General features: G+C 66.5%; 26 protein-coding genes. 14 read left to right on the plus strand and 12 right to left on the minus strand.

From position 1 onward, the window contains the following. Positions 1–8 precede the first annotated feature (8 nt). Genes FBY31_RS14675 through FBY31_RS14685 form a run of 3 tightly spaced genes read left to right on the plus strand, consistent with a single transcriptional unit; the run spans position 9 to position 2,608 of the window. Positions 9–407: a C-glycoside deglycosidase beta subunit domain-containing protein gene (locus tag FBY31_RS14675; protein ID WP_142042428.1), complete on the plus strand. Its 399-nt coding sequence runs from the start codon at positions 9–11 to the stop codon at positions 405–407. Then, a complete protein-coding gene (locus tag FBY31_RS14680) occupies positions 404–1,591 on the plus strand; it encodes a Gfo/Idh/MocA family protein (RefSeq protein WP_200833378.1) in 1,188 nt (395 codons plus the stop codon). Before FBY31_RS14675 ends, FBY31_RS14680 begins: the two co-directional genes overlap by 4 nt. A gap of 12 nt (positions 1,592–1,603) precedes the next feature. Next, entirely contained in the window at positions 1,604–2,608 is a 1,005-nt protein-coding gene (locus tag FBY31_RS14685; RefSeq protein WP_142042431.1) for a sugar phosphate isomerase/epimerase family protein, read from the plus strand. Between the two features lie 320 nt (positions 2,609–2,928). On the opposite strand, the gene FBY31_RS14690 is transcribed toward FBY31_RS14685, so the two are convergent. Further along, positions 2,929–3,942, minus strand: coding sequence for a restriction endonuclease subunit R (locus FBY31_RS14690; RefSeq protein WP_142042435.1), 1,014 nt, complete (start codon positions 3,940–3,942; stop codon positions 2,929–2,931). Between the two features lie 69 nt (positions 3,943–4,011). Here FBY31_RS14690 and FBY31_RS14695 point away from each other — a divergent pair, with 69 nt between their 5' ends. Next, the gene (locus FBY31_RS14695; protein WP_142042438.1) at positions 4,012–4,458 is read left to right on the plus strand and encodes a C-glycoside deglycosidase beta subunit domain-containing protein; all 447 of its coding nucleotides are present in this window, start codon (positions 4,012–4,014) and stop codon (positions 4,456–4,458) included. Here FBY31_RS14695 and FBY31_RS14700 read toward each other — a convergent pair. Continuing rightward, the gene (locus FBY31_RS14700) at positions 4,455–5,717 is read right to left on the minus strand and encodes an ROK family protein (RefSeq protein ID WP_142042441.1); all 1,263 of its coding nucleotides are present in this window, start codon (positions 5,715–5,717) and stop codon (positions 4,455–4,457) included. The two genes, FBY31_RS14695 and FBY31_RS14700, sit on opposite strands and share 4 nt — an antisense overlap. A 107-nt stretch (positions 5,718–5,824) precedes the next feature. Here FBY31_RS14700 and FBY31_RS14705 point away from each other — a divergent pair, with 107 nt between their 5' ends. From FBY31_RS14705 to FBY31_RS23555, 9 genes are all read left to right on the plus strand, one after another. Beyond that, positions 5,825–6,865 carry a Gfo/Idh/MocA family protein gene (locus FBY31_RS14705; protein WP_142042444.1) on the plus strand — a complete coding sequence of 347 codons (1,041 nt, stop codon included), beginning with the start codon at positions 5,825–5,827 and terminating at the stop codon, positions 6,863–6,865. Then, entirely contained in the window at positions 6,862–7,653 is a 792-nt protein-coding gene (locus FBY31_RS14710) for a hypothetical protein (RefSeq protein WP_142042447.1), read from the plus strand. Before FBY31_RS14705 ends, FBY31_RS14710 begins: the two co-directional genes overlap by 4 nt. 187 nt (positions 7,654–7,840) lie before the next feature. Further along, complete coding sequence (locus FBY31_RS14715) at positions 7,841–9,322, plus strand: MFS transporter (protein WP_235013072.1); 1,482 nt, start codon at positions 7,841–7,843, stop codon at positions 9,320–9,322. A gap of 16 nt (positions 9,323–9,338) precedes the next feature. Continuing rightward, positions 9,339–10,907 (plus strand): GMC oxidoreductase, encoded by a 1,569-nt coding sequence (locus FBY31_RS14720; RefSeq protein ID WP_142042453.1) that lies wholly within the window; start codon positions 9,339–9,341, stop codon positions 10,905–10,907. A gap of 181 nt (positions 10,908–11,088) precedes the next feature. Continuing rightward, positions 11,089–12,306 carry an MFS transporter gene (locus FBY31_RS14725; RefSeq protein WP_142042456.1) on the plus strand — a complete coding sequence of 406 codons (1,218 nt, stop codon included), beginning with the start codon at positions 11,089–11,091 and terminating at the stop codon, positions 12,304–12,306. A 46-nt stretch (positions 12,307–12,352) separates the two neighbouring features. Next, positions 12,353–13,315, plus strand: a complete 963-nt coding sequence (locus FBY31_RS14730; RefSeq protein ID WP_142042459.1) for a LysR family transcriptional regulator — start codon at positions 12,353–12,355, stop codon at positions 13,313–13,315. A gap of 131 nt (positions 13,316–13,446) precedes the next feature. Further along, positions 13,447–14,004: a DoxX family protein gene (locus FBY31_RS14735; protein ID WP_142042462.1), complete on the plus strand. Its 558-nt coding sequence runs from the start codon at positions 13,447–13,449 to the stop codon at positions 14,002–14,004. Between the two features lie 119 nt (positions 14,005–14,123). Further along, complete coding sequence (locus tag FBY31_RS14740; protein ID WP_268815646.1) at positions 14,124–14,636, plus strand: SDR family NAD(P)-dependent oxidoreductase; 513 nt, start codon at positions 14,124–14,126, stop codon at positions 14,634–14,636. Next, complete coding sequence (locus tag FBY31_RS23555; RefSeq protein WP_268815647.1) at positions 14,633–14,905, plus strand: SDR family oxidoreductase; 273 nt, start codon at positions 14,633–14,635, stop codon at positions 14,903–14,905. Before FBY31_RS14740 ends, FBY31_RS23555 begins: the two co-directional genes overlap by 4 nt. A 31-nt stretch (positions 14,906–14,936) precedes the next feature. Here the strand turns inward: FBY31_RS23555 and FBY31_RS14745 are convergent, their stop codons facing one another. The 10 genes from FBY31_RS14745 to FBY31_RS14790 form a co-directional block, all read right to left on the minus strand. Continuing rightward, positions 14,937–15,719 (minus strand): SDR family NAD(P)-dependent oxidoreductase, encoded by a 783-nt coding sequence (locus tag FBY31_RS14745; RefSeq protein ID WP_142042465.1) that lies wholly within the window; start codon positions 15,717–15,719, stop codon positions 14,937–14,939. A gap of 1 nt (position 15,720) precedes the next feature. Then, positions 15,721–16,719 (minus strand): fumarylacetoacetate hydrolase family protein, encoded by a 999-nt coding sequence (locus FBY31_RS14750; protein WP_142042468.1) that lies wholly within the window; start codon positions 16,717–16,719, stop codon positions 15,721–15,723. 11 nt (positions 16,720–16,730) lie between these two features. Continuing rightward, positions 16,731–17,804 carry an amidohydrolase family protein gene (locus FBY31_RS14755; protein ID WP_142042470.1) on the minus strand — a complete coding sequence of 358 codons (1,074 nt, stop codon included), beginning with the start codon at positions 17,802–17,804 and terminating at the stop codon, positions 16,731–16,733. Beyond that, entirely contained in the window at positions 17,801–18,925 is a 1,125-nt protein-coding gene (locus FBY31_RS14760) for an FAD-dependent oxidoreductase (protein WP_142042473.1), read from the minus strand. The genes FBY31_RS14755 and FBY31_RS14760 overlap by 4 nt, the downstream gene beginning before the upstream one ends. Before the next feature lie 59 nt (positions 18,926–18,984). Next, the gene (locus FBY31_RS14765) at positions 18,985–20,028 is read right to left on the minus strand and encodes a cyclase family protein (protein WP_142042478.1); all 1,044 of its coding nucleotides are present in this window, start codon (positions 20,026–20,028) and stop codon (positions 18,985–18,987) included. Continuing rightward, positions 20,025–20,987: a fumarylacetoacetate hydrolase family protein gene (locus FBY31_RS14770; protein WP_142042481.1), complete on the minus strand. Its 963-nt coding sequence runs from the start codon at positions 20,985–20,987 to the stop codon at positions 20,025–20,027. The genes FBY31_RS14765 and FBY31_RS14770 overlap by 4 nt, the downstream gene beginning before the upstream one ends. Before the next feature lie 6 nt (positions 20,988–20,993). Continuing rightward, entirely contained in the window at positions 20,994–22,013 is a 1,020-nt protein-coding gene (locus FBY31_RS14775) for a VOC family protein (protein ID WP_142042484.1), read from the minus strand. A gap of 134 nt (positions 22,014–22,147) precedes the next feature. Further along, positions 22,148–22,930, minus strand: a complete 783-nt coding sequence (locus FBY31_RS14780) for a matrixin family metalloprotease (RefSeq protein ID WP_235013073.1) — start codon at positions 22,928–22,930, stop codon at positions 22,148–22,150. Positions 22,931–23,329: 399 nt separating this feature from the next. Further along, complete coding sequence (locus FBY31_RS14785) at positions 23,330–24,508, minus strand: ABC transporter substrate-binding protein (RefSeq protein WP_142042487.1); 1,179 nt, start codon at positions 24,506–24,508, stop codon at positions 23,330–23,332. Positions 24,509–24,686: 178 nt separating this feature from the next. Next, positions 24,687–25,376: a DUF2306 domain-containing protein gene (locus FBY31_RS14790; protein ID WP_142042490.1), complete on the minus strand. Its 690-nt coding sequence runs from the start codon at positions 25,374–25,376 to the stop codon at positions 24,687–24,689. Positions 25,377–25,538: 162 nt separating this feature from the next. On the opposite strand from FBY31_RS14790, the gene FBY31_RS14795 reads away from it, so the two are divergent. Further along, positions 25,539–26,252 (plus strand): TetR/AcrR family transcriptional regulator, encoded by a 714-nt coding sequence (locus FBY31_RS14795; RefSeq protein WP_142042493.1) that lies wholly within the window; start codon positions 25,539–25,541, stop codon positions 26,250–26,252. Positions 26,253–26,260 lie beyond the last annotated feature (8 nt).

A 26,260-nucleotide genomic window follows, 5' to 3' on the forward strand; every position in this document is an offset into this window, starting at 1 on the left:
GGAAAGCCATGGCAACTCACAACTCCCTGTTCCAGGACGCCGACGTCCGCAGGCACCCCGAGGGCATTTCGGTGTCCGTGCAACTGCCCTGGTACCGCAGCCTCTGGCTGTCCGCCGTGGACGACGTTGCCGCCACGGTCAACGGCGTGGCGATCCCCAAGGAATCCCTCCGCTTCGAACTGCAGGGCGAGTCCTACTCCATCGCGGAGCTGCCCGACCAATGGGAAACCCTGTGGTTCGTCGCGGACAAGCCCGATGTCATCATCCCGCTGGACCGCATCCCCGACGCGGGCGAGGAGATCGACGTCGAAGTCATCCTCACCCTCCGCCTGCTCTACATGCAGATCGCGCCCATGCGCTACGTCGGAAACCGGGTGGCGGTTGAGCGCAAGGTAGTGCTGGCATGACAACCTTGCGGGTGGCCATGATCGGTTATGGCTTCATGGGCGCTGCCCACTCCCAGGGCTGGCGGACGGCGCCCCGGATGTTTGACCTGCCGGCCGAGCCGGAAATATCGGTTATTGTGGGCCGAAACGCCGACGCCGTGGCTGACGCGGCCCAGAAGTGGGGCTGGGCTGAGTCAGCCACAGACTGGCGTGAGGTGATCGCCCGGGACGATATCGACGTCGTCGACATTGTCACCCCCGGCGACTCGCATGCGGAGATCGCGATCGCAGCCCTTGAAGCCGGGAAGCACGTCCTGTGCGAAAAGCCGCTGGCCAACACGGTGGCAGAGGCTGAAGCCATGGCTGAGGCTGCCGAGCGGGCGTCTGCCCGGGGAGTCCGGGCGATGGTGGGGTTCACCTACCGCCGGGTTCCGGCCGTCACGTTCCTGCGCAACCTGATTGCCGAAGGTGCCGTGGGGACCATCAGCCAGGTGCGTGCCTCCTATCGGCAGGACTGGCTGGTGGACCCGGAGATGCCGCTGGCCTGGCGCCTGCAGAAGGAACACGCAGGCTCCGGCGCGCTGGGAGACATCGGTGCCCACGCCATTGACCTGGCCCAGTTCGTAACCGGGCTGAACCTGGACAAGGTCTCCGGCACCATTGACACCATCGTGAAGGAGCGCCCGCTTCTTGACTCGGGTTCCGGGCTCTCCGGCACCGCCGGTGCCGGCAAGGGCCAGGTGACGGTGGACGATATCGCCATCTTCACCGGCCGGTTCGAATCCGGTGCGCTGGCATCCTTCGAGGCCTCACGCTTTGCCACCGGCCGGAAGAATGCGCTGCAGATCGAAGTCTCGGGGGACAAAGGCGCACTGGCCTTCGACCTCGAGGACCTCAACAGCGTGCAGTTCTACGACCGCACCGCACCCGCAGACCGCCAGGGCTTCCGGAAAATCCTGGTCACGGAAGCGGAGCATCCCTATGTTTCGGCCTGGTGGCCGGCAGGGCACATGCTCGGCTACGAGCACGGGTTCTCCCACCAGGTCAAGGACCTCGTGGAAGGTATCGTGGCCGGCACCGACCCGCATCCCACGTTCGCTGACGGGCTGCGGGTACAGCGGGTGCTCGACGCCGTCGAGCGCAGTTCCGAGAATGATTCGGCCTGGACGCGCGTTGCCGCTGACGTCCCGGCGCAGGTCTCGTAGGAGGGGAAACACATGGCACGACCGATCACCTTGTTCACAGGCCAGTGGGCCGACCTGCCGTTTGAGGAGGTGGCCCGGCTCGCCGGCGAGTGGGGCTACGACGGGCTGGAAATCGCGTGCTGGGGTGACCACCTGGATCCCTGGCGCTGGGACGACGACGCCTATGTCCAGGGAAAGCTCGACGTCCTGGAACGCCACGGCCTCAAGGTATGGACCATTTCCAACCACCTCAAGGGCCAGGCCGTGTGCGATGACCCCATCGACGAACGGCACCGCGGCATCCTTCCGGACAACGTCTGGGGCGACGGCGACCCTGAAGGAGTGCGCCGCCGTGCAGCCGAGGAAATGAAGAACACCGCCCGGCTCGCCGCCAAGCTCGGTGTGAAGACGGTGACGGGCTTTACGGGATCGTCTATCTGGAAGTACGTGGCAATGTTCCCGCCCGCCTCCGAGAAGATGGTGGACGCCGGCTACCAGGACTTTGCCGACCGATGGAACCCCATCCTGGACGTCTTTGACGAGGTAGGAGTCAGATTTGCCCACGAGGTTCATCCCTCCGAGATCGCCTACGACTACTGGACCACACAGCGCGCGCTGGAGGCGATCGGGCACCGCGAGGCCTTCGGGCTGAACTGGGATCCGAGCCACATGGTGTGGCAGGACATCGACCCCGTGGGGTTCCTGTGGGACTTCAAGGACCGCATCTACCACGTGCACTGCAAGGACACGAAGAAGCGGCTGGCCAACGGCCGCAACGGGCGGCTCTCATCCCACCTCGCGTGGGCTGACCCGCGGCGCGGCTGGGACTTCATCTCCACCGGCCATGGCGACGTGCCGTGGGAAGATGCGTTCCGGATGCTGAATTCCATCAACTACCGCGGCCCCCTGTCGGTGGAGTGGGAGGACGCCGGCATGGACCGCCTGGACGGTGCCCCTGAAGCCTTGGCATTCGTCCGCAGGCTCTCCAGTTACGAGCCCTCCGCGGCAGCTTTCGACGCCGCGTTCAGCACGAAGTAATTCAGCAAGAGAACGGCCGGTCCTGGAACTCCAGGACCGGCCGCTGTCGTTTGCCCATTACGGGGAACGCTCTATCACCTGATGGGGTAAATCGGGGAACCCTCTATCACCTGATGGGGTAAATCGGGGAACCCTCTATCACCTGATGGGGTAAATCGGGGAACGCTCTATCACCTTTGGACTTGCCCGGAGCTGCAGCACATTCTCTGCCGCAGCAACGCTGCAGTTGGAACTTCATAAAAGTGATAGAGCGTTGCCCGAAAGCCCACAGCAACTGATGGAGCGTTGCCGGAAAGGCCACAGCAACTGATGGAGCGTTTTCAACCGCCGACGCCCTGGGCCGCTGGCGCTGCATGCGCGAGTGCTGCCCCTGCCAGTGCGAGGTGGTTGCGCGTCATCTCCGTGGGATCGTCCTGCAGCCATTCGTGGCCGCCCCATTCGCTGGTGAGGGTACCGCTGAAGCCGTTGCTGCCAAGGAGGGCGCCCAGGTCCCGCAGCGGCTGCGTGACCCGCCCGCCGTCGTCGTGCAGGTCCCAGAACTTCAGGTGGAAGGCGCCCACCATGGGGAGGATGACCTGCAGGTCCGCTGCGTCACTGCGGCCAAAGCGGATGAGCAGGTTCATAAAAAGGGTGTGGATCCGCGGGGGCACGTTTCCTGAGCGGAGCAGGGCGGTGACGGCGTCGATGGTGGCGGGGTCCCGCCAGTCATTCTCCAGGCGCCCCATGAAGTCCTGAGGCATGCCGCCCCGGCGCAGTTCTTCGAGGTAGGTGACGGGAAGGGCGGGCATCAGCATGCTGATGTCCACGAGCACCCGCACGTGGTCATCTGCGAGCGCACCTATCGCTTCGAGGGCAGGTTCGACGGCGGCGCTGCCGGGGGCCTGCTGCCCCTGGATTTCCTCAAACAGCACCAGGTCGAGCTCATGCAGCAGCGGCTGGACCAGAGTGAGCAATTCGGTGCCGGCCTGGCCGATCGGGAGCCGGATTCCGCTGGCTCCAACGCGGTGCGCGGCATGGATCTGGGGAACCAGGAAATCCAGGCGCTGCTGCAAGGGGCGGCGTTCCATCGGCGTGAAGTCGTCCAGGCTCGCGCCCACGATACTGACAGATCCGCCCTTCGCCGCCAAGGCATCCCGCAGCTCGTCAACTTCGGCATCGTGGGGGGCGGGGAAGGACCGCCACAGCAGTCCGGGCTCGAGTTCTATCCTCTTCACCACTGAATCCGCGATGCCGGTGACGATGTCCTGGGCGGTCCGGCGGGCGGCGATGATGTCCGGGGTCCAGTTGAAGGAGCTGGCGCAAAGCGTCCAGCTGCTTGGAATTTCGGGAGCCATTGGGCGTCTTTCCCCTTTATGCTTGGTAATGACAAACTTATGTCAGTTTCAGGATAAAGGATGGAAGCCATGTTGGAAACAGCTGTGCGCGGAGATGCGCTGACCGCCACTCCGGGAGGCTTCGAACTGCGCGTCGGCCTACCGTGGATTCGCTCAATGCCGCTGTCCAGCATTGCCGGCCTGGCGGTGGAGGTGGACGGCGTTCCGGTGGCACCAGGGGAGTTGGGGGTGATGCTCGGGTCCCGCCGCGTGTCCCCTGGCGTCCTGCAGGAAGAGCAGGGCTGGTGGTTCGTACAGGACAGGCTCGTTCTGGCGGGCCGGCGCGCGCTGTCACACGGGACACACGCCGTCGCCGTCGACTTCCAGCTGATGGTGCCGTACCTGCAGGCACGGCCCGGCTCGCCCCTGGTCCTGCCGTTCCATCTGGAGGCCCGGCTGGAACTGAACGGAAAGCCGGTGCCCAGTGTCTCCCGGGACGTCGCCTGGGCAGGCGCGCCCGGAGCTGTGGAATCTTAGGCGGGAACTGCGACGCGTTCCGGCGAGGGGCGGCCATCAGCAAACCAGCGCGGGAAGGTGACATCGAACAGCTGCTCGCGCGCCAGCTCAGCTCCGCCGCGGAGGGGTTCGCGCTCGTCGGCCACGGAGAGGGTGATCGTCAGGTCGCGTGTGGCAAGCGGCAGCGACAGTTCGTAGACCCGCTGCCGCACTTCCGCCAGGAATACCTCGCCGGCCGACCCCATGGCGCCGCCGATGACGATGACGCTGGGGTTGAACATGTTCACCAGGGCAGAAATGGTCTCACCCGCTACGCGCGCCGACTTCTGAATCAAGGTGATGGCCAGGGGGTCGCCGGACCGGACCGCAAGGGTGATCTCCTCGAGGGTCAGTGCTCCCTTTTTCACTACCCCAGCCATGGAGCTGTTGGCGCCCTCCTTGATGGCCTGTTCCGCATCCCTGACCAGGGCCCAGCCACTGGCCACGGCTTCCAGGCAGCCGATCTTTCCGCAGCGGCACTGGGCAGTGGAGTCCAGGACCCGGACATGGCCAATATCGCCCGCGGCGCCGTTGGCACCGCGGTGGATCCTGCCCTGGGACAGCAGTCCTGCACCGATTCCCGAACCGATCTTGCAGTAGATGAGGTCCACAAGGGAATCGCGGCGGCGGGCACGCTCGCCGAGGGCAAGCAGGTTGACGTCGTTATCCACCCAGACCGGCGCGTTGAAGCGCTCCTCGAAGGGGGTTCGAACGTCGAAGCCGTTCCACCCGGGCATGATGGGAGGCGACACGGGCTGCCCGGAGGCAAAGTCGACCGGACCGGGAAGGCCCACCACCACAGCCCAGACGGGCACTTTGGAGTCCTTTTTCAGCACGTCGTCCACGAGGGCCAAGACTGCCTCAATGGTCTTTTCGGGGCCCCGGGAAATATCCCAGGCGCGGTGCGTGTGCTCCAGGACGTCGCCGTCGAGCGCCGTCAAACCCACCCTGATATGGGCCGCTCCGAGGGCGCAGATGATGATCCGCCCCTGCTCGGCTCGAAAGCGCAGGGTCCGGGGCGCACGGCCGCCGGAGGAAGCGCCGAATTCCCCCTCGCCGAGGAAGCCGAACTGGATGGCCTGGTCCACGCGCTGGCTGACAACGCCCCTGCCCAGCCCGGTAACCTTACCGATTTCGGGCCGGGTGGTTGCCTCGCCCGTCCGCACCAGATTGACGATCCTCAAGAGGCTCGTCACTTCATCGGTCTGGGCTCCGAAGCGGAGGGTGGACTCTGTCGTCATGGTTAACAATTCTCACACATCAGAACCTACTAAGGCGCGGCTGAACGCGACTATAGCCAGAAGTTCCCTGACTTATGAATAATAGTGACAGAAGAGGGGAGGCGACAATGCCTTGGAGCGTAGGGATTATTGGGGCCGGGCCGGGTGTCGCGGCACTTCACGTGCCGGTGCTCGGGCGGCTTGCGAACCTGTTCAAGGTGGTGCATATCGCCGATGCGGGAAGCGGGCGGGCCCGGGGCCTGGCCGAAAGGCATGGCGCCCGCTGGTCCGAGGGGGAGGCGGCCCTGTTGGCGGACCCGGCCGTGGATCTGGTTGCCATCTGCAGCCCGCCCAGTGAACATGCCCGCCAAATCCTGGCGGCACTGAGCTCGGGAAAGCGCGCTTTCTTCTGCGAGAAGCCGCTGGCCACCAGCCGGGAGGAAGCGGACGATGTTGTTTCTGCATGCCGGGCCGCAGGCGCAATCCTGCTGGTGGGGACGAACCACCTGTTTGACGCCGCGTGGGGGCGCGCGAAGCACCATCTTGTGGCCCTTGAGGGCCGCGTGCAGGCCATCTCGGTGACGCTGGCGCTTCCGCCGAATGACAGGTACCACCGGCTGGTGGTCGAGGGCGGTCCCTTCCAGGCTGCGAGGCGGGGACGCCCGGACCTTGGCAACCCTGCCGTGGCGGCCGGCGTCCTGCGGCAGTTGCTGACCGGCCTCGCGATTCATGACCTTCCTGCGGTGAGGGACATCGCGCCCGGCATCGACGAGGTTGTCTATGCGCGGGTTGTTTCCCCGATCGGCTACCTGGTGGGGTACCGGGCCGGCGGAGTTCTTGTCCAGTTGGCGCTCACCATGCTTCCCGAGGGGCCGGATGCGCTGTGGCGGATGACCATCGCCACGTCCCACGACCGCATTGAAGTGAACTTCCCGCCCGCCTTTGTCCATGCCGGAAGCGCTGCCATCCGGGTGCGAAGCGTGGACGGGCAGTGGACGGAGTATCCGCGCGATCAGGAAGACGGCTATGTGGCCGAGTGGCGCTCGCTTGCCTCACTCCTTCAAGGCGATGCCCCCGTGGAGTACGACGAACTGCTGGCTGACGCACACCATGCCATCGACCTGGCGGACGCTGCCGCAGCCAAAATCCTTGAGGGGGTGCCCCAATGAGTCAAGGACGAGCGGTCAACGTCTTCACGGCGTTGCCTGCCTACACGGCCGCTGTTGCCGAGCTTCCCCTTGGTGCTGCCCTCGCGGACGGCGTGAAGGGGGCGGTGGCAGTAGTGCCCGGAACCGGCGACTGGTGGCAGGGCATGCTGGCCGCCCGCGCCGGGGGAGCGTGCGCCGTGGTGCTTGCGGATCCTGTGGTCCTTCCGGGGGGAGCTGGTGAATCGGAGCGCTGGCCCGGCGGCATCCCGGTAATCGTTGAACGCCCCCGCCTCCGCCCCGATGTTGTTGCCGATGCAGTCCGGGCAAGGCGCGGCAGTTCGGCCCGTATGGTCACTGTTGAATGCGCCGGTCCCGCTGCCGGTCTTGACGGCATCATCCTCGACGGCGTTGGCTGGATCCGTTCCCTGGCCGGAGGGCCGTTGAAGTTCAGGGCGGGCATTGCCACCGCGCGGGGCAGGATCGCACTTCTGGATTCGGAGGGCGCCCGTGGTTCGGTCCCCGCCACTGTAATGGGGACTCCCCTTGGAGGCCTTCACGCCGGAGGCCTGCTCCAGGTGCTGGCCCTCGGCGAGGTGCGGACTGAAGTCACCGTGGACGAGCCTGCCGGGCTGACCCGGGTGGAGACCTTCACTGGCGAAGGGGCGGTGCGGGCTCCCGAGCGCTTCGAATCGTCCGCGCGCCTGGCGCTCCGCCGGGCTCTCGAGGCCTGCCTGGCGGATGGGCCCGTAGCTGACCTGGACGAACTGCTTCAGGATGCGGTCGTGACCCGGGCCTTGCTCGATGCATAGCCGGCCGATCAGAGCGCGCGTCGAATCCAAGCATTCTTATGTTGTTTTCAGACCAAAGTGGAGTATCATGGATAGCGGCGCCGGGGTTCTTACCGGACCCGTTCTCCGCAGTGATGGTGCGGCGGAGGCACAGCTCGTCGCGTCGACGGCCCGATCGTTCGGGTAGATCACTATGCCACTTTCGCCTTTGAGACTCCGTCTCCTTGTTGTTTCCCTGCTCTCGGTCTCCTTCCTCGGGGCCCTGGACCACACGGTTGTGTCCACGTCCCTCGCCACCATTGCCGGTGAGCTGGGGGCACTCCAGCTGATGAGCTGGGTGGTTGTGGGCTACACCCTCGCAAGCACCGTGCTGCTGCCGGTACTCGGCAAGCTGGGTGACGTGCTGGGAGCCCGCCGGATCTTCATCTGTTCGCTGGTGATGTTCCTGGCCGCCTCACTGGCCTGCGGCTTCGCCACGGACATGGCCTGGCTCATTGGCGCGCGCGTGCTGCAGGGCATGAGTTCAGCAGGCCTGCAGTTGATGTCCCAGACCATCATTGCCCGCGTCACCACCCAGCGGGAACGTCCGCGTTACATGGCCATCATTGGCGCCGCTTTCCCCATCGCCATCCTGGTAGGCCCCGTTCTTGGCGGTGCCATCACTGACTATTGGGGCTGGCAGTGGGTCTTCTGGATCAACATTCCGGTGGGAGTGGCGGCCCTGGGCCTTGCGCTTATCGCCGTCCCCCACCTGGAGCCCGGCCCCATGCCCCGCCACTTCGATGTTGCCGGGGCTGCGGTGTTCACCACCGCCCTCGTGGCGCTCGTTCTCACCGTTACCTGGGCTGCCGAACGCAGCGCAGGTCCCGCCACCGCTGCCGCGCTCGCCGTCAGCATCGTCGGCTTCGTTGCCTTCTTCTTTATCGAGCGCCGCGCCGCCGAACCCATCGTGCCGCTCCATGTCTTCGCCAACCGGACCATCGCGGCAGGAACCGCACTCTCGGCGATTATCGGCGTCGGCCTCTTCTCCATCACTGCCTACCTGCCCACGTACTTCCAGATGGCCTACCAGACCACCGCCACCGTCTCCGGCCTCGTCCCTATCGCCACGGTGTTCGGGATGCTGATCAGCAACGTGCTGACCGGATGGTTGGCCAGCCGGACGGGGCAGTACCGGGTTTTCCCGATCCTGGGAACCTCGATGGGAGCCGCCGGGCTTTTTGTGATGGCCATGCTGCCGGCGGGCCTTCCACTGTGGGTTCCCATGATGGTGATGGCTGTGGTGGGGATGGGCACGGGGGCGTTTATGAGCCTCATCGTCGCCGTGGTCCAGGGCGCTGCCCCGGCCAGCCAGACCGGCACCATCACGGCAACGATCAACCTGGTGCGGCAAGTGGGGTCCACAGTGGCGACGGCGGTGATCGGCGCGGTGATCGGTTCCAGCGTCGCGGCTCTTTTGCCGGCAGGCCTCGATGCTTCCACCCTGACGCCGCAACTGGTCCACGGGGCCGCGCCGGCAATCCAAGCCAGCGTGGCACAGATCTACACTTCAGTCTTCACCCCCATTTTCATCGCACTGGCGGCCACCTACGCCGTGGGGATTGTCGCGGCGGTCCTGCTTCCGCACGGCCGCCTCTCCGACGAACCCGTTCCCGCTCCCAACACGCCGTCCGAATCCCTCTCGGCCTGATTTCAAAGGAGACATCATGTCCAACCCCACTATCGCCATCGTCGGCAGCGGGCCCATCGGTTCCGCCTACGCACGCGTGCTCCTGGAGCAGGTCCCCGACGCGCGGGTGGTGATGTTCGAAGCCGGGCCGCAGCTCACCGGGGTCCCCGGCGAGAGCGTCCGCAACATCCCCGACCCTGCCGAGAAGGCGCGTGCCCGTGAAATGTCCCAGGGGCCGCAGGCCGGCGCCTACCGGGAATCGCTCGGCATCCCGGCATCCACCGTCACGGAGGGCATGTTCACCGCCCGCCAAGGGACCCACCTCCTTGACTTCGGCGGCGCGGGCTCAGCCCACGCCCCCTCTTTCCCGGCCGCGGCTGCCGCCACCAACGTGGGCGGCCAGGGTGCCCACTGGACCTGCGCCACGCCGTCGCCCGCCTTCAGCGAGAAGATCCCCTTCATCGCTGATGACGAGTGGGACGGGCTGGTTGAGGACGCCAAGCAGCTGCTGCACGTCCACAGCGCCGCCTTCGCGGATTCCAAGGTCGGCGAAGCCATTCGTACCCTCCTCGACGAAGAGTTCGGCGCGGAGCTGCCGGACGGCTACGGGGTGGGCACCCTTCCGGTGGCCGGGGACCCGCAGCCGGACGGGTCTGTACGCTGGGCGGGTGCCGACGTCGTCCTCGGACCGCTGATCGATAAGGAGAGCCCCCTCTCGAAGCAGTTCGAACTGCGTGACCTCACCCTGGTCCGCCGCGTTGAGCTGGAGGGACGCCGCGCCACCGGCGTCACCGTCCAGGACCTGCGCACGGGGGAGGCCTCCTTCGTGGCAGCTGACATCGTTGTGGTGGCAGCGGATGCCTTCCGCTCCCCGCAGCTCCTGTGGGCATCGGGCGTCCGTCCGAAGGCACTGGGCCATTACCTGACCGAGCATCCCGTGGTCATCTCCACGGTGGCGCTGGATGCCGAAAAGATGGGACGCTACGCGCGGGAAGAGGACCTCAAGGCCGAGCTGGCACGCCGCTCACTCAATCCGGCGGATCCGGTGGCGGCAGTGAACCGCATCCCGTTCTCCGAACCCGAGCACCCCTTCTCGGTCCAGGTGATGTACACCGAGACCACGCCATTTCCTATGGAGCCGGGCACCCCGTACTCGGAGAACCGCTGGGGCTACGTCAACATGGGCTATGGCCTGCGCAAGCACCCGCGCTACGAGGACGCCGTCACCTTTGACGACAACGAGCCGGACTACCGCGGCTTCCCGAACATGACCATCGAATATGCGCTCACTGAGCGGGAGGAAACGGAGATCGCTCAGGCTACCGAGCGGCTGCGACGTGCAGGCAAGGCCCTTGGCGTCTTTGTTGCCGAGCCACGCCTCATGCCGAACGGCTCCAGCCTGCACTACCAGGGCACCATGCGGATGGGCGCAACCAACGACGGCACCTCCGTGGCGGATCCGTGGTCGCGGGTGTGGGGCTACGAGAACCTGGTGGTGGGCGGCAACGCGCTCATTCCGACGGCGACGGCCATGAACCCCACCCTGATGAGCGTTGCCCTCGCGGTGCGCGGTGCGCGGAAGGTGGCCGAGGAACTGGGTTCCTGACACCCTTCCGGGCCACCCGCTGCCCTTGGGTGTCCGTGGCGTCCATCCGTCCCGTGGATACCAGCTATCCCAAATCCATGATTCCGCGATAGCCCCAGTGTTGCCACAGTGAGGGAAGTCACTTTCGGTGCCCCAGCGGTGCCGTCCCCTCCGTGACCATCAAGAGGCTAAGGAAGATGCAATGGAGAATATTCAGCTCGCGGGTACCGCCAGGAACGGGACGGCCTGCCCCGCGGAGACGCGTCCGGCCGGGCGGTTCCAGGCGGCCCTGCTTGTTGCCGGCAGCTGCATGCCGGTGCTGGGCGCCGTTCTGCTGGCGCCCATCCTGCCGACATTAAGCCAGGTGTTTGCGGGCACCCCCGGCGTGGCCATCCTGGTACCGCTCACCCTGACGCTGCCGGCGTTGTTCGTGGCACTCTTCTCACCACTGGCCGGCTATGTTGCCGACCGCGTCGGCCGGAAGCAGCTCCTGGTCTTTGCCATGCTGGCCTACGCCGCCTTCGGGACGGCGCCGCTGTGGCTGACCAGCCTGGAGTCCATCGCAGTGTCCCGTGTCGGCGTCGGCATCGCGGAAGCCGCGATTATGACGTGCTGCACCACCCTCCTCACCGACTACTACCAGGGCGAACAACGGAATAAGTACCTGGGCCTTCAGACCATGGTCAGCGCGCTCGCCGCCACGGCGTTCTTTGCCCTCGGCGGTGCCCTGGGCAGCATCAGCTGGCGGACGCCGTTCTGGCTGTACGCGGCCAGCGCCGTGATCGTTATCCCCATGATCTTCAAGCTGTGGGAGCCGGCACGGAGCCAGCGCACCGCTGCGGTCCGGACGCCGGTGCCGTGGCGGCAGATCGGCGCCCCGGCCGCAGTGACGCTGTTCGGCGGGATCGTGTTCTACGCCCTCATCGTGCACCTGCCGTATGTCATCACCGGCCTCGGCATTGCCGACGCAGCACTCATCGGCCTCGCCGCGGCCATCGCATCCCTCGCCACGGCGGCCGGCGCCATCTCCTTCCGCTTCCTGGCGAAGCTGGGCACGAAGAACCTGCTGGCGCTCGCCTTCGGGCTGGCCGCCGTGGGACTCTCACTCGTTTCCGTCGCAGGGAATGTTCCGCTGGCGATTGCCGGTGCCGTCATTGCCAGCGCGGGAACGGGTGTCCTGCTGCCCACCCTCCTGACCTGGGCTGTAAACGGGCTTGAATACCAGCAGCGTGGCCGCGGCACCGGCATCTGGACCGGAACTTTGTTCATCGGCCAGTTCCTGACTCCCATCGTCCTGGGCGCGGCTGCGGCGGCGCTGGGCAGCCTCGGCTTCGCGCTGGGCGCTTTGGGTATCGGATGCGCGGTGGCCCTCCTCGCGGTCCTGGTCCGGGGACCGCGGATTGTGCCAGTCAGTCATTAGCCGGCCCTTGGAAGGGCGGAACTACGGGCACGGATAACCTGTGGGTATGAAGAACCTGGACCTGAACCTGCTGCCCCAACTTCAGGTCCTGCTGGAACTGCGCAACATCTCCCGGGCGGCGGAGCGGCTCCAGCTCAGCCAGCCAGCCACCAGCGCCGCGATGGCCAGGCTCCGGCGCCATTTCGACGACGAGCTCCTGGTCCGGAACGGGCGCACCTATGACCTCACGCCCTTTGCCCAGTCCCTGGTCCCGCTGGTTGATGAAGCGATGCTGCACATCCAGCGGGCCACCCGCGTGCGGTCCGGGTTCGACGCCGCGACCAGCGAACGTGAGTTCATCATCGCCGCCTCGGACTATGCGGCAGCGCTGATTGTGGGGCCGCTGCGGGGGATTCTGCGGGAAGAAGCGCCGGGTGTGTCCGTGGACTTCGTTCCCACCGCCGGCTCCGGATTTCAGGGTCAGATGGCCGATTACTCCAAGATCGACCTGCTGGTGGGGCCTACGGGGTACCAGATGCAGGGAGCCAGCAAGCAGCTCTTCCGCGACAGCTTCGTGGCCGTGGCCGATGCCGGCAACCCCCTGCTCCAGCAGCCCCGCCTGACCCTCGAAGACCTGACGGCGGTGCCGCACGCCGTCGGCTATTTCGGCGAGGGCATCAGCACCCCGGCAGACAAGCTGTTCGAGTCCCGGGGCATCCAACGCCGGGTGGCGGCCGTGGTGGCCGGCTTCCTGTCCCTGCCGCTCCTGGTCGAAGGCACCGACCTTGTGGCGCTCGTCCCGCGGATGCTGGCCGGTCGGGCGCAGCGCGGCGCGGACATCGTGGTGCTGGAGTTCTCCGGCGGGATCGAGGCGTCCCTGGTGGAGGCCATGTACTGGCACCCGTCCCAGGCGGAGGACCCGGCCAGCGTGTGGCTGCGGTCCGTGGTCCAGCGCTCCTGCGCGCGGCTTCACGAACTCTTCCCCGTTAGCCCACACCGGGTGGCCATCCATGGGGCGGATGCCATCTAGATCCAAGGCTTGTGCCAGCTGCCGGCAGCGTCTCCTGACTCATTTTCTTCCCGTGACCGTGCCGCCCCGCAGACGTAGAATCGTGCCCAACGCGAGCTGGCAGCGTAGGCAGACAACCAAGGAGGACTCTTATGAGCAATGTAACCACCAGCCCTGAGGCGGCGGCCGCCGCGCAGACCCTGTTCCGGGTCGGTCTCGGAGGCGTGCTCATCGCCCACGGAACCCAAAAACTTTTCGGCTGGTTCGGCGGTGGAGGCGTTGAAGGAACCAGCCAGGGCATGCACGCCATGGGGTTCCGTCCCGCAAAACCCAGTGCCGTCCTCGCTGGCGTAGGTGAAGCAGGAGCGGGCCTTGCCCTGGGCCTGGGGCTCGCCACCCCTGCCGCCGGCGCCGCCGCTGCAACCACCATGGGAGTCGCAGCCAGCGTCCACGCCCCGAGCGGCTTCTTCGCCCAAGAGGGCGGCCTCGAGTACCCGGCCGTGCTGGGCCTGGCAGCAACGGCGTTCACTATTGGCGGTTCCGGGCCCTTCTCCCTGGATGCGCTCACCGGCCATGTCCTGGACCGGCCCTGGATGCGGATCACCGCTTTGGCCGTGATTCCCACAGCCATCGCGGTCCAGATCTACCGTCGGCGGCAAGCTTTGGCCAGCGATGCCGCTGCACCGGCGGCAGGCGAGGCCGATGGATGAAAGCTGAACCTTTCCGCTTGACTATCCACGCGGCGGATACCACCTAGACCCAAAGGGCCGTTCCCCGTCCGGCCCATCCCTGCGAAAGTCGAAGAAACACGCTTTCGGAAGGACTCTTTATGCCTGTCTCCAGCCAGCGCCTGGCCGGCAAGACTGCCGTCATCACCGGAACGGCCAGCGGCCAGGGCAGGGCGGCCGCGCTCGCCTTCGCCGAGGCAGGGGCCTTGGTGGTGGGCTGCGACATGGACGACGACGGCGCCGCGGCCACGGTCGCGGCGGTCACCGCCGCCGGGGGCCGGATGAGCAGCAGCCGGGTGGATCTCACGGACGAGGCAGCCGTGGCGGCCTGGGCTGCTGATGTCGCCGCCATGCACGGCCAGGTCCACGTCCTCTACGCCAACGCCGCAGTCACCCGCTTCGCACCGGTGGGGGAACTCACCTTCGATGACTGGAAATGGAACATTGAACACGAGATGGACGTGGTGTTCCTGCCGGTCAAGTACTTCTGGCCACAGCTGATCCAGGCTTCAAACGCCGCCATTGTCCTGGTGGGCTCCACAGCGGGGGTCACCGGCTCCATGACCAACGGCCGGTGGGCCACACCGCTACGAAGGGAGCGGTGGTGGCCATGACCAAACAGCTTGCGGCGGAGGGGGCGCCGCATGGACTACGCGTTAACGCTGTCAGCCCCGGGATGATCCGTACCGCGGCAACCAAGGGCAACCTCCTGGCGCCGGACCATCCGATGCGGTCCATCGCCGGCAGCATCCCGCTGGGCCGGATCGGCGCGCCCGAAGAAGTGGCAAAGTGCGCCCTGTTCCTCGCCTCCGACGAGGCCTCCTACGTCACCGGCGCCAATTTGATGGTCGACGGCGGCTGGTCGGCTGTGCTGCCGGGCTGATTCCCGCGGGGGCTGTCAGCTCAGGGGCTTCTTAGCGCAGGGCGTCGGAGATTGACTTCGCGCCGCCATGGCCGGACTGGCCGCCGTCCACCGGGATCTCGGCCCCCGCCACGAAGGAAGAGAGCGGGCTGAGGAGGAAGAGTACGACGGCGGCCACCTCCTCCACGCTTCCGGCGCGGCCCAGCGGGGTCTCGGCCAGGGTGGCGCGCCTGAACTCCGGCTTCGCGCCCGCCGTCATGGGTGTCTCGATAAAGCCCGGATGGACGGTATTTACCCGGATCCCGCGCGGCCCGAGTTCCATGGCCGCCACTTGGGACAGCCCGCGCAACGCCCACTTGCTGGCGGTATACGCCACGGGATAGTGGGCCGTCAGACCTGCAACAGAGCCGACATTAACAATCGAGGCCGCGGTCCCCATCAACGGCGTGAGCGCCTGGATCCCCAGCAGGCTTCCGGTCACGTTCACCTCATAGACCTTCTGCAGATCGGCCACCGAGGCTTCGAGCAGCCGGCTGCGCCGCGTGATGCCGGCATTGTTGACCAGCCCGTCCACCTGCCATCCCTGGGACTGGATCCAGGCGGCGAGGCCGGACCAGCCGGAGGCATCGGCGACATCAAGCTGCCGGTACAGCAGCGCACCTGAAGAAGGCGCGGCCGAAGACGATCCCACCAGCCCGGCAGGCATATCCGCCGCCAGGTCCGTGGCGATGACCCGCGCCCCGGCCTCCACCAGCAGGCGCGCCTCGGCGGCGCCCTGGCCCTGGCCGGCGCCGGTGACCACCACAGTCCGGCCGTCGAGCTGAAAGGAAACCACGCTAGATTCCGGAAGGAACCGCAGCGGCAACCCGGTTGCGCGGACGGGTCCGGGCGGGAACGCGGGTCACGGCCTCGCGCCGGGCACCGACTGTGTTCTCGATGGTGCCGATGCCTTCCACCGTCATCCGCACCACGTCGCCGGTCTTCAGCGGCGGGGGAGTCTTGGAACCGTTCCGGCCCCAGAGCTCGGCCAGGCAGCCACTGCCGCAGGTGCCGGAGCCCAGGACATCGCCCGGCCGAACGACGGAGTCCTGCGAGGCGTAGGCCACCAGTTCGGCAAACGGCCAGCCCATATTGGACAGCAGGTCCTGGCCGATGGCTTCCCCGTTGACCTCCACAGCCATTGAGATCGGCAGGAAGCCCTCGGCGTCATGCAGGTCCTCGAACTCGTCCGCGGTGACAATCCAAGGCCCCAGCGTGTTGGCGAAGTCCTTGCCCTTGCACGGCCCCAGGCTGACCTTCATCTCCCGGCGCTGCAGGTCCCGGGCGGACCAGTCGTTAAGCACCGTGTAGCCGAAGATGTGCTGATGTGCCTCGGCGGCAGTCAGGTTGCGTCCGCCGCTGCCGGGAACGCGTCCGACGACGGCGGCCACTTCCGTTTCGAAGTCCAGGTCCGTACAGCCCGCCGGAATACCAATCACCTCGCCGGTGCCCGTCACCGTGTGCGGGTTGGTGAAGTAGAAGGTGGGCGCCTCGTACCATTCGGGCACCACGCCGGCCACGCCGTCGATGCTCTTCCGCACGCCTTCGACGTGTTCCTCGAACGCTACAAAGTCCCGGATGGTGGCCGGCACCAGCGGGGCGAGCAGACGCACCTCCGCCAGCGGAACGGCAGCAGCGGAACCAACCACCTGACGGGCAAGTGCCAGCGTCTCCTCGAGTCCGGCGTCCAACAGGGTTTGGACGCCCTGGCCTGCTGGCAGGGCAAAGCAGTTTCCGCCGTCCACAAAGCCGGACTGCGTCCCGCCGTCGTGGTTCCAGCGTGCAATCTTGACCATATGCGTGTTCCTTAAGCGTTGCGTTGGGCGGTCAGGGCGGCCGCCGCGGTGATGCCCAGGGTGCGTGCGTTGCCGCCCAAAACCTGGGTTTCGTCGTCGGCAGGAAGTCCGGCAGCCTGCACCTCGTCCACAGGGAGGTCGGATCCCATGTCGAACGGGTAATCCGAGCCGAGCAGCACCTGCTCCGGGCCGGCGGCCGCCACGAGGGCCCGCAGTTCGGCGGGGCTGTGGACCAGCGAGTCGAAGTACAGCTTCTTCAGGTACGACGACGGCGGCTGGGCGCAGCCGTGTGCCTCCGGCCGGACCTTCCAGGCGTGGTCCGAGCGGCCCAGGGTGGTGGGGAGGTAGCCGCCGCCGTGGGCAGCCACAACCTTGAGGTCCGGGTGGCGGTCCAGGACTCCGCTGAAGATCAGGTGGGACAGGGCCACCGCGTTTTCCGCCGGCTGGGAGACGGTGTTGGCCAGGTAGAAGCGGTCCAGCCGCTCATCCAGGGAACAGCCGAACGGGTGCAGGAATACGAGGGCGCCCAGTTCCTCCGCGCGGCTCCAGAACGGCTCCAGCCGGGGGTCGGACAGTTCCACGGTGCTGCGTTCCGGATCCTCCGGAGTGGCAGCGAATGAACCGATCTCCACACCCAGCAGGCCGCATTCCAGCACTGCATGCTCCAGGGCTTCCACCATCAGGGCAGGGTGCTGGAGCGGAACGAGGCCCAGGCCGTTGAGCCGGTCCGGTGCGCGGTCCACGAACTCCCGCACCGCCTGGTTGGCGGCCTTCGCCAGTTTGAGGGCCAGCTCCTCACCTGCGAAGTAGTAAAAGTGCGACGGCGACGGCGAGACCAGCTGCACGTCCACGCCTTGGGCATCCATGTCAGCGAGCCGGCGGTCCAGGTCCGTCAGCTGCGGCCAGCGCTCCTTGATCATCCTGCCCGACCCGGCCATGGACTCCGGCCCGTTGCGCCGCACCTCCAGGGCATGCTGGGCGCCGAAGCCCTCGGGATCCGCCTCGGCCGCGAGCTGCTGCAGGGCCGGAAGCAGGACGTGGGCGTGGACATCCACGGTGGGCGCTTGAGCAGAAAGGGTGCTCATGCGGGTTCCTTCAGCATGGTGGACAGCGAGTTCATCAGGCCGGGCACGTTGGCGTCGCGGACGCCGTCGAGCATCCACTGGCCCAGCTGGACGGAAGCGTTGACTACTGCCTTGGCCCGGTCCAGCCGGCGGTCAGTGAATTCCTTCCACAGGGTTTCGGTGAGGTCGTCAGCCTGGATCAGCAGCTCAGCCAGCACAGCCGCATCCTCCAGCGCCATGGCTGCACCCTGCGCCACCGTGGGCGGGCAGCTGTGGGCGGCGTCGCCGATGATCACGGTGCGGCCGCGGTTCCACGGCCCGTCCACCAGGTGGGTGGTGAACCACGTGTAGTTGATGCGGGCGCTCTGGTCCAGGTTGGCGCGGATTTCCTTCCACGGCCCGCCGTAGGCGGCGGCGAGTTCGGCCATGATGCGGGGCCCGTCCTCGTGCTCGCGCTCCTGGGCCTTCTCCACCAGGTAGGCGTAGATGGTGTCGGGGCCGGTGGGGCAGTAGCCGGCGATGAAGCAGGGGCCGCCGTAGGTCAGGTCGGTGCGCACCACCTCGTCGGGCCGCTCCACGAAGGCGCGCCAGATGCCCATGCCGGTGGGCTGGGGTTCGACGTCGATGCCGATGGCCTTGCGGACGGCTGAGTGCAGGCCGTCGGCGCCAATCAGGAGGTCGTAGGTGGCGCTGCCGCCGTCGGCGGTGCTCACGGTGACGGAACCGTCGTCGTCCGTTATTCCGGTGACGGTCCTGCCGTAGCTGATCCGTGCACCGGCCTGCTCGGCACGTTCGCGGAGGATTGCGGTGAGGTCCGGACGGTACATGCCCATGGTGGCGGGAAGGTCCTCGCCGCCGGTACGGATGTCCTCGAGGACCGCGATGACGGTGCCGGCGGGGTCCGGGGCGCGCAGGCCCAGGGTGCTGAACCCGTAACCCTTCGCCTCCACCTGGTCCCACACGCCGAGCTGGCGGAGGATCCGCAGGGCGTTGCCCTGCAGGGTGATTCCGGAGCCGAGGGTCTGCGGGGCTTCCGCCTTCTCGAGGATTTCCACCTGGATTCCGGCGTCGGCCAGGAGGACGGCGGCGGTCAGTCCCGCGGCTCCCGCCCCGACGATTCCGACGTTCTGTACTGCTGCCATCGCTGACTCCTTTGTGTTGACGGCGTTACTGCTGGTGGTTGTTGCTGTTGTAACTGAAGCTACCGGAGGGCGATCGGGTTGACGGGCGATCCGACCGCCCCGGTGATGGGGAGCGGGGCCGCGGTGAGCAGGAAGTCGTACCTGCCGTCCGCCGCACACGCTTCCGCCAGGCCGTCCGGGTCCCACATCTCGCCCAGGAACAGCCCGAGGTTGGGGATGGCGATCTGGTGGAGGGGCTGGAAGGCGGCGTCAAACTCGTTGGGACGGACCTCGAAACCCCAGGTGTCCGTGGCGATCCCGGCGATTTCGCTGTGGTGCAGCCAGGGTGCGGTGGTGAAGGACAGCCCCGGTGCTGAGCCGCCGGCGTAATCGCCCCAGCCGTCACGGCGGACCCTGGTGTACTGCCCGGTGCGGATCACGACGATGTCGCCGCGGCCCACGGTTGAGCTGGGGCCCTGGAGTTGGATGGTCCGCTGGAGGTGTTCGGGGGTGATGGCAAATCCGTCCGGCAGTTCGCCGTCGTTCCTTCCCAGCTCGGGGCCGAGCGCCCGGCCGACGTCCAGCAGGACGCCGCGGGTGACGACCTTGGCGGCGGCAGTTTCGATGCCGGTCACCAGGTCGCCCTCGGAGGTGACCACGTCCCCGGCGGCGCGGCCGTTCCACGCCTTGCCCTGGTCGAAGATGTGGCCCAGCCCGTCCCACTGGGTGGAGCACTGCAGCGGCATGGCGATGACGTCGTCCGCGCCGCCGAAGCCGTGCGGGAAACCCTGGTTGCCGCGCTCGGCATCCACCCCCGTGTCCGTCATGGTGTGGACGGGGTTGGTGCGGCGGCGCCAGCCCTTCTGCGGGCCGTTGGTGTCGAACGGCTGGGACAGCGAGAACGCCTCGCCGGTCTTTACCAGTGCTGCGGCTTCGACGCGCTTGGCGGCGTCGATGAAGTTCAGCGTCCCCAAGACATCGTCCTGGCCCCAGCGGCCCCAGTTGTTGTGTGCCTCGGCCATGGCGCGGATGCTGCCGAGCGGGTCCTTACGCCGGATCACCGGGGAATCAGTAGCTGATTCCCCGGTGCCGGTGGTGACAGGTGCTGTGTCCTGGGTGGTCACGGCTTGCTGCTTTCCGTTTGGACTTCGTCCTTGCAGTGGATGAGCTGGGTACCCAGTCCTGTGATAGTGCCTTCCATAACGTCGCCGTCCTGGAGGAGCCGGCCCCAGTGCGCGCCGTTGCCGGCCGGGCTTCCGGTGAGGACCAGGTCACCCGGGCGCAGGGGCATGATCTGCGAGGCTTCGCTGACCAGTTTGGCCACGCCGAAGATCATGTCCGAGGTGCACTCGTCCTGCATCGCCTTGCCGTTGAGCTTCAGGGTGACCTGGACGTCCTGCGGGTCGCCGAAGAACTTGGCGGGCACCAGCAGCGGCCCGGTGGGCAGGAAGCCCGGGGCGTTTTTGGCGCGGTACCAGTCCGACCCGATCGCCGGCATGTCCTTGCGGAAGACATACTCGCGGGTGGTGATGTCATTGACCATGGTGTAGCCGAACACGTACTCGAGGGCCTCCTCGGGGGTGACCCGGAAGGCCGTCTTACCGATCACTGCTGCCAGTTCCAGTTCCCAGTCGTGGGACTTGGAGTAGGACGGCAGGGTGAGGTCGTCCGTGGCGGACGCGATCGCCGTCGGGAGCCCGATGAAGAAGTACGGTGTGCCCTGGCCTGCCCGCTTGTCCATCATGGCGGCGGTCTTGGCGCGCACTTCCGCCTCGTCCTCGCCGGGTTCGCGGTGCGCGGCGGCGAGGTCGATGACGTGCTTGCGGTAATTCGCGCCGGTCTGCAGGACCTGGGCAGGTTCCACCGGAGCGAGGATTTCGACGTCGGCCAGCGCCAGGCCGGTGTCCTCGCGGGCCGAGGCGGCCAGGGCGTCCAGCTGGGTTTCGGTGGTGTCCCAGTGCTCGATCAGGGAGTTGACGTCCCCGTCCAGTGGCAGGACCCGGCCGTCGACCAGAAGGCCCGCGCGGGCCTTGCTGTCGCCTGCTTCCTGGAACCGGATGAGGGCATATGTTGCTTCAGGCATATTCCTTTAGCCCCGTCCCTGCTTGGCGTACGGGTTCAGGAGGGCTTCCTTCATTTCGGGGGAAGCGCCTTCTTCGGTGGCGGTGAAGCCCTCGGCCGGCGGGAAGGATTCGGTCATGGAGTGCGGCATGGCGCCGTTCTTGTAGAAGTTGTTGGAGCCCAGGGACGGCTTCCAGGTGTTGGCCTCCCAGTCCGGGACGTAATTGCGGTAGCCGCCGGAGTTGAGCTCCACACGCAGGCCTGACGGATCGCGGAAGTACAGGAAGTTCTGCTCGCCCACGCCGTGGATGGAGGGGCCGTATTCCATCGGGGTGCCGTTTTCCATCATGACGTCGGCGGTGCGGAGCAGGTCCTCAGTAGCGTCCACCCAGAAGGCGATGTGGTTGACGCGGCCGGCGCGGCTGGACGTGTCCAGAACGACGCCGAGGTCGTGGGACTTCTCGTTGGTGGTCAGCACGGAGAAGACCGTGATGGGTGCTTCGTCCAGGTCCACAAATGCCATGACGCGGAAACCCAGGGCCTCGTTGTGCCACTTGGCGAAGCCGCGGACATCGGAGGACGCTACGGTGACGTGGTCCAGGAAGCGGGGTGCGGCGGCATGGCTGCTGCGGCGTTCCGGCCGGTCCGGGTAGGTGGACTCGAAGCCAGGCTCGGCCACGAACTTTTCCACGTCGTAGAAGAGGCGCATGTGGTGGCCGTAAGGGCCGGTGAACTCGTAGGCCTTGCCGAAGCCGTGGCCGCCGGCGGTCCAGCTGCCCTGAACGCCGGTAGCTTCGATGCGCTGGGCCGCTGCTTCAAGGGCTGCCTGGGAGTTGGTGCGCCAGGCCATCCGGCCCAGGGACGCTTCCGGTCCTTCCGTGATCACCAGGCTGTAGCGGTAGTAGTCGCCCCAGCAGCGCAGGTAGACATTGCCGTCCACGCGGTCGATGATGCGCATGCCGAACTTTTCCTCGTAGAACCGGGCCGAGGCTCCGACGTCGGGGCTGGTGATCTCGAGGTGGGCAAGATGGGAGAGGGGAGTTTCCACGTTGAAGTCCTTTTGGTTACTGGCTGCGGTCGGTTTGGTGCAGGTCCTGTAACTACTGTGAGGCACTTCATATATTTGGGGAAGGCGAGTTTTTCGATATCAACTATCCGTCTCGCTGATACCTGGTGGGGTGGTCAAAGCTGCGGGACGCATGGCCCGTTTCCTAGGATGGCAAGTCCCGCGCGGTCGCCATCCGAGAAGTTCAGGAGGCCCATGTTGTCAGCGTGCATCAGCTGTGTCGGATCGCTGACGTGATCCAGTCCCAGGACGTGACCGAGCTCGTGCATGACGATGGCGCGAACGTAGTCATCCCCGTTGGGACGATTGGCTTGGATGTCGGCGAGGTCCGGGGCATCCAGGCGCACTTGTCCGGCGACGAGGACCAGCGGTTGTCCGGTCACGTGGGCGTAGTTGCTGCCGCCGTCACCGGCGATGTTTCCTGACAGCCCGGGCGTTTCTTCGGGTGTTGACCAGGCGATGAGCACTGGTGCCCACCTCTTGCCGTAGCGATCCGGTTGGAAGGCTTCGCGCTCCTCCGAGGGTGCCTCTTCCGTGGTGCCGTCGTAGATGAACCGGAAACCGGAAGCGTTGGACACTGCAGATACTGCCTGCTGGATCAAGATGTCTCCGCCCTGCACTTCGTTCTCCGGACGGACCACGAAATGGATGGGCCGGCATGGGTCGTAAGCCACGAACGCTTGACCCGGTTCCGGCGACTCCTGCAGGACAAACGCTGTGGAACCCGTAGTTACCGGCGGTGCTCCCAACGGGGCCTCTGCTGCTTCGTAACCGGGCGGTGGGACCGGCGAACCGGGCAGGTACGGCAGGACGGTTGGAAGGATGAAGCGGTCAAACAGTGAGGGCGAAAAGTACAGGCCCGCCACCAGGGCCAGTCCCAGCACCGTCTTCAGCCGCACTGACCGTCCAGGGGAGCGCGGCGGCCTGCTGGGCCGCACTCTGAACTTCTTTCGTCCAAGAGGCGTGGGTGCGGGGCCCCGCCACTGGTTGGGCGCTTCCATCTTGCGGAAGGCCTCATCGATGGCCCATTGCGGGATCCGTCCACTGGGGGAACGACGAATATTCGAGGATGGAAAGTCTCCGTCTTCGCCCGTCCATGAACTGCCGTTCTTGTCGGATCCGCGCACCGACATCCCCCTTAGCCGTGCCCCTGCCGCTGATGAACTCCTCCTTTAGCCTAGGGGACCGCTAAACCGTCCAGCGCTGGGAATCCGCAGGATTTCCACAAGAAAGCACCCGCCTGGCAGGGGACCTTTCGTCCCCGCCAAGCGGGTGCCCTCGCAAGTTCGCGCGGCGGGTTACTCCTTGCCGAGCCCCGCGGCCGAGGTCTTTTCACCGGAGACGCTGTTGAGCGCGGTCAGGTCGAAGATGCCGTTGATGTCGGCCTGCTTGGTGGTGCCGGCAGTCACGCCGTCGGCCAGGAGCTTCTGGTAGGTGCCGGCGAGCGGGTCAACGGTGAACACGATGTTCTTCAGCGACCGGTCGATCACGTCAGCCTTCAGCTCGGCGCCGGCAGCTTCCTTGAGCGCTGCATTGATAACGCTCGCCTTCTCGCCGTCGGCCGCCTTGTTCAGCCACTCAACGGACTTCACATGGCCCTTCAGCAATGCCTTGACGGTGTCCGGGTGGTCCGCGGCGAACTTCTGGTTCACGATCAGGATGGTGGTGGGGAACTCGCCCGGCTTGCCGGACAGCGAGCCGTCCCACAGGTCCTTTTCGTCGACCAGGACCTTGGCGCCGGCGGTCAGCACCAGGCGGGAGGCCCAGGGCTCAGGCAGCCACGCGCCGTCGAGCTTTCCGTCCTGGAACAGCTTCAGGGTCTGGGCATTCTCGGTGGGGTTGATGGCGACGTCGCCGCTGCCGTCGACGTTGGTTTTGTAGCCTTGGGCGGTGAGCCAGGCGCGGAGGGCCACGTCCTGGGTACCGCCGAGCTGCGGTGAGGCAAGGGTTTTGCCCTTGAGGTCGGCTGCGGAGTTGATCTCCGGCTTGACCACCAGCTGGGCCCCGCCGGCTGCAGCACCGGCGATGATGCTGACCGACTCGCCGCCGCTCTTGACGAAGGAGTTGATGGCGGGATTGGGGCCGATGTACGTGGCGTCGATGGCGCCGGCGTTCAGTGCCTCGATGGCGGCGGGCCCGGCGTTGAACACCTGGGTGGTCAGCTTGGTGTCGCCGAGCTCTTCGGCGATGTAGCCCTGGCTGACGCCCACCAGGGCAGGGGCGTGGGTGACGTTGCCGAAGTACCCCAGCTTCAGTTCCGCTGCGGGGTTGCCGGCGGGGGCTGTCTCCTGGACGGCTGCGGGGGTGCCGCTGTTGACGGCGGAGGCGACGGCGGCGCCACCACCGACGAGGGCGAGGATTCCGGCGGCGATGCCGATCTTCAGGCCGAGGGGGCGCTTGGATGTATTGGACTGGCCGGCCACGATGCGGGTGGAGCCTTGCTGGTTCTGCGGACTCTTGTCCTGGCTTTCTGACATTGGAAGTTCCTCTGCTGGGGCGGGTGCTGAGACGAGATTACGGAGCACCCGGCACCGCCACAATCATTCCCGTCGCGGGCGTTCACGGAACGTCGCGAACCCTCAACGTGGCGTAGCACAGCGTCAAGGAACGTCTCGGAAAGACGCAGAATCAGGGCTTACGACGGCGGATCCCGGCTCAGCGGGCACGGAGGGTTGGGCGGGTTGGAAGGGAGCGCCTGCGGATGAAGTACTCCACCACCGCAAGGTTGATAACCCAGGCGGCGCCCATGAGAACTGCCCTCGTTGTGACGTCCGGCGGGCTGGAGAGGAGTTCCGGAACGATCAGGATCAGGGCCTGGGTGCCGGCGCCGACGCCGATCGCGTACGCCCGGGACATCCACGCGCCATGCCCCACGAAATCGCGGCGCAGCACTGCGTGAAGTCCCAGGATGATGCTCACCGCCATGGCGGAACCGAAAACGAGTCGGAGGACAAGCAGGAGCGGCCCGTCGCTGGCCGGGAGTGCGTAAAAGACAGCCATCCACAGGCCGGAGAGCGCCGCGAGCAGCCCTGCCGGCAGGAGAATTCGCCCTGCGATACTGTGCCAGCGGCGCCTGCGAAGGGACGGTACAAACTGGAACGCTCCGAGCAGGGAGTACACGGTGACACTGACGATGTGGATCGCCACCGGAGCGGGGGAACCGAAGAACCTGGCGTTCCGCTCTGTCACCTCGGCTCCAACTGTCAGCTCCGTCAGCCGCGCAGCCCCCGCGATCACCGGGATGAGGCTGAGGAAGATCAAGCCGGCGGGCACAAGCCACTCCGGGCGCCGTCGGCGGGCAACCGCCGGTACCCTCGCCGTCGCACTTTGTCCTGTGGTCTGCATCGGAAATCCTGCTCCTCTTGGCGCCGATCTGCTGGTCCTCTGCGGGCGGACCAGCCAGGCCGGCTTCGGAGCGAGGTGTACGGCGTACACCTCCTGCAGCCAACAGTAGGTGTACGCCGTACACTGGTCAAGGGGTGCAAGGAACACGGAAGGACCAATGGCATGAGCAGGCAGGGCGCCGCGCAGCGCGTGCGCCTCAACCGCGACCGGGTGCTGCAGGCCGCCGTCGCGCTCGCTGACGACGTAGGCCTCGCGCCGCTCAGTATGCGCAGGCTTGCGCAGGAGCTCGACGTGGTGCCGATGGCGCTCTATAAACATGTCGCCCATAAGGATGAGCTTCTGGACGGCATGATCGACCTGATCATCACCGAGATTGATCCGCCCGCCACGGGCCTGGGCTGGAAGGATGTTGTCCGGCGACGGATCCTTGCGGCCAGGAGCGTGCTTCAGCGGCATCAATGGGCCCGGCACGTCCTCGAAACACGTACCAACAAGACCCCGGGCGTCCTTGCCTACATGGACTCGTTCATCGGGATGTTCCTCGACGGCGGCTTCTCCGTGGACCTGACGCATCACGTGATGCACGCGATAGGCAGCCGCATGTGGGGCTTCACCCAGGAACTGTTCGACGAGCCGGCCGGCCAGGAAGACGGAGCCGTGGAAGCGCAGGACGAAGCGATCCGGCAGGCAATGCTCCAGGAGATGGCCCGGCGCTATCCCAATGTCCTGACGATTGCCATGGCTTCCGCCCACGATCCAGACGCCGTCGTCGGGCAGGGCTGCGATGACCAGTTCGAATTCGAGTTCGCACTTGACTTGCTGCTGGACGGCATTGAGAAATTGCACCAGCAGGGATGGACGTCAGCCCGGTCATAAAGGTCGGT

Source organism: Arthrobacter sp. SLBN-100, assembly GCF_006715305.1.
Classification (GTDB): Bacteria; Actinomycetota; Actinomycetes; order Actinomycetales; family Micrococcaceae; genus Arthrobacter.

Coding starts and splice junctions, on each gene's coding strand:
- FBY31_RS14675 (WP_142042428.1), top strand. CDS start 9: ATGGCAACTCACAACTCCCTGTTCCAGGACGCCGACGTCCGCAGGCAC.
- FBY31_RS14680 (WP_200833378.1), top strand. CDS start 404: ATGACAACCTTGCGGGTGGCCATGATCGGTTATGGCTTCATGGGCGCT.
- FBY31_RS14685 (WP_142042431.1), top strand. CDS start 1,604: ATGGCACGACCGATCACCTTGTTCACAGGCCAGTGGGCCGACCTGCCG.
- FBY31_RS14690 (WP_142042435.1), bottom strand. CDS start 3,942: ATGGCTCCCGAAATTCCAAGCAGCTGGACGCTTTGCGCCAGCTCCTTC.
- FBY31_RS14695 (WP_142042438.1), top strand. CDS start 4,012: ATGTTGGAAACAGCTGTGCGCGGAGATGCGCTGACCGCCACTCCGGGA.
- FBY31_RS14700 (WP_142042441.1), bottom strand. CDS start 5,717: ATGACGACAGAGTCCACCCTCCGCTTCGGAGCCCAGACCGATGAAGTG.
- FBY31_RS14705 (WP_142042444.1), top strand. CDS start 5,825: ATGCCTTGGAGCGTAGGGATTATTGGGGCCGGGCCGGGTGTCGCGGCA.
- FBY31_RS14710 (WP_142042447.1), top strand. CDS start 6,862: ATGAGTCAAGGACGAGCGGTCAACGTCTTCACGGCGTTGCCTGCCTAC.
- FBY31_RS14720 (WP_142042453.1), top strand. CDS start 9,339: ATGTCCAACCCCACTATCGCCATCGTCGGCAGCGGGCCCATCGGTTCC.
- FBY31_RS14725 (WP_142042456.1), top strand. CDS start 11,089: ATGGAGAATATTCAGCTCGCGGGTACCGCCAGGAACGGGACGGCCTGC.
- FBY31_RS14730 (WP_142042459.1), top strand. CDS start 12,353: ATGAAGAACCTGGACCTGAACCTGCTGCCCCAACTTCAGGTCCTGCTG.
- FBY31_RS14735 (WP_142042462.1), top strand. CDS start 13,447: ATGAGCAATGTAACCACCAGCCCTGAGGCGGCGGCCGCCGCGCAGACC.
- FBY31_RS14740 (WP_268815646.1), top strand. CDS start 14,124: ATGCCTGTCTCCAGCCAGCGCCTGGCCGGCAAGACTGCCGTCATCACC.
- FBY31_RS23555 (WP_268815647.1), top strand. CDS start 14,633: ATGACCAAACAGCTTGCGGCGGAGGGGGCGCCGCATGGACTACGCGTT.
- FBY31_RS14750 (WP_142042468.1), bottom strand. CDS start 16,719: ATGGTCAAGATTGCACGCTGGAACCACGACGGCGGGACGCAGTCCGGC.
- FBY31_RS14755 (WP_142042470.1), bottom strand. CDS start 17,804: ATGAGCACCCTTTCTGCTCAAGCGCCCACCGTGGATGTCCACGCCCAC.
- FBY31_RS14760 (WP_142042473.1), bottom strand. CDS start 18,925: ATGGCAGCAGTACAGAACGTCGGAATCGTCGGGGCGGGAGCCGCGGGA.
- FBY31_RS14770 (WP_142042481.1), bottom strand. CDS start 20,987: ATGCCTGAAGCAACATATGCCCTCATCCGGTTCCAGGAAGCAGGCGAC.
- FBY31_RS14785 (WP_142042487.1), bottom strand. CDS start 24,508: ATGTCAGAAAGCCAGGACAAGAGTCCGCAGAACCAGCAAGGCTCCACC.
- FBY31_RS14790 (WP_142042490.1), bottom strand. CDS start 25,376: ATGCAGACCACAGGACAAAGTGCGACGGCGAGGGTACCGGCGGTTGCC.
- FBY31_RS14795 (WP_142042493.1), top strand. CDS start 25,539: ATGAGCAGGCAGGGCGCCGCGCAGCGCGTGCGCCTCAACCGCGACCGG.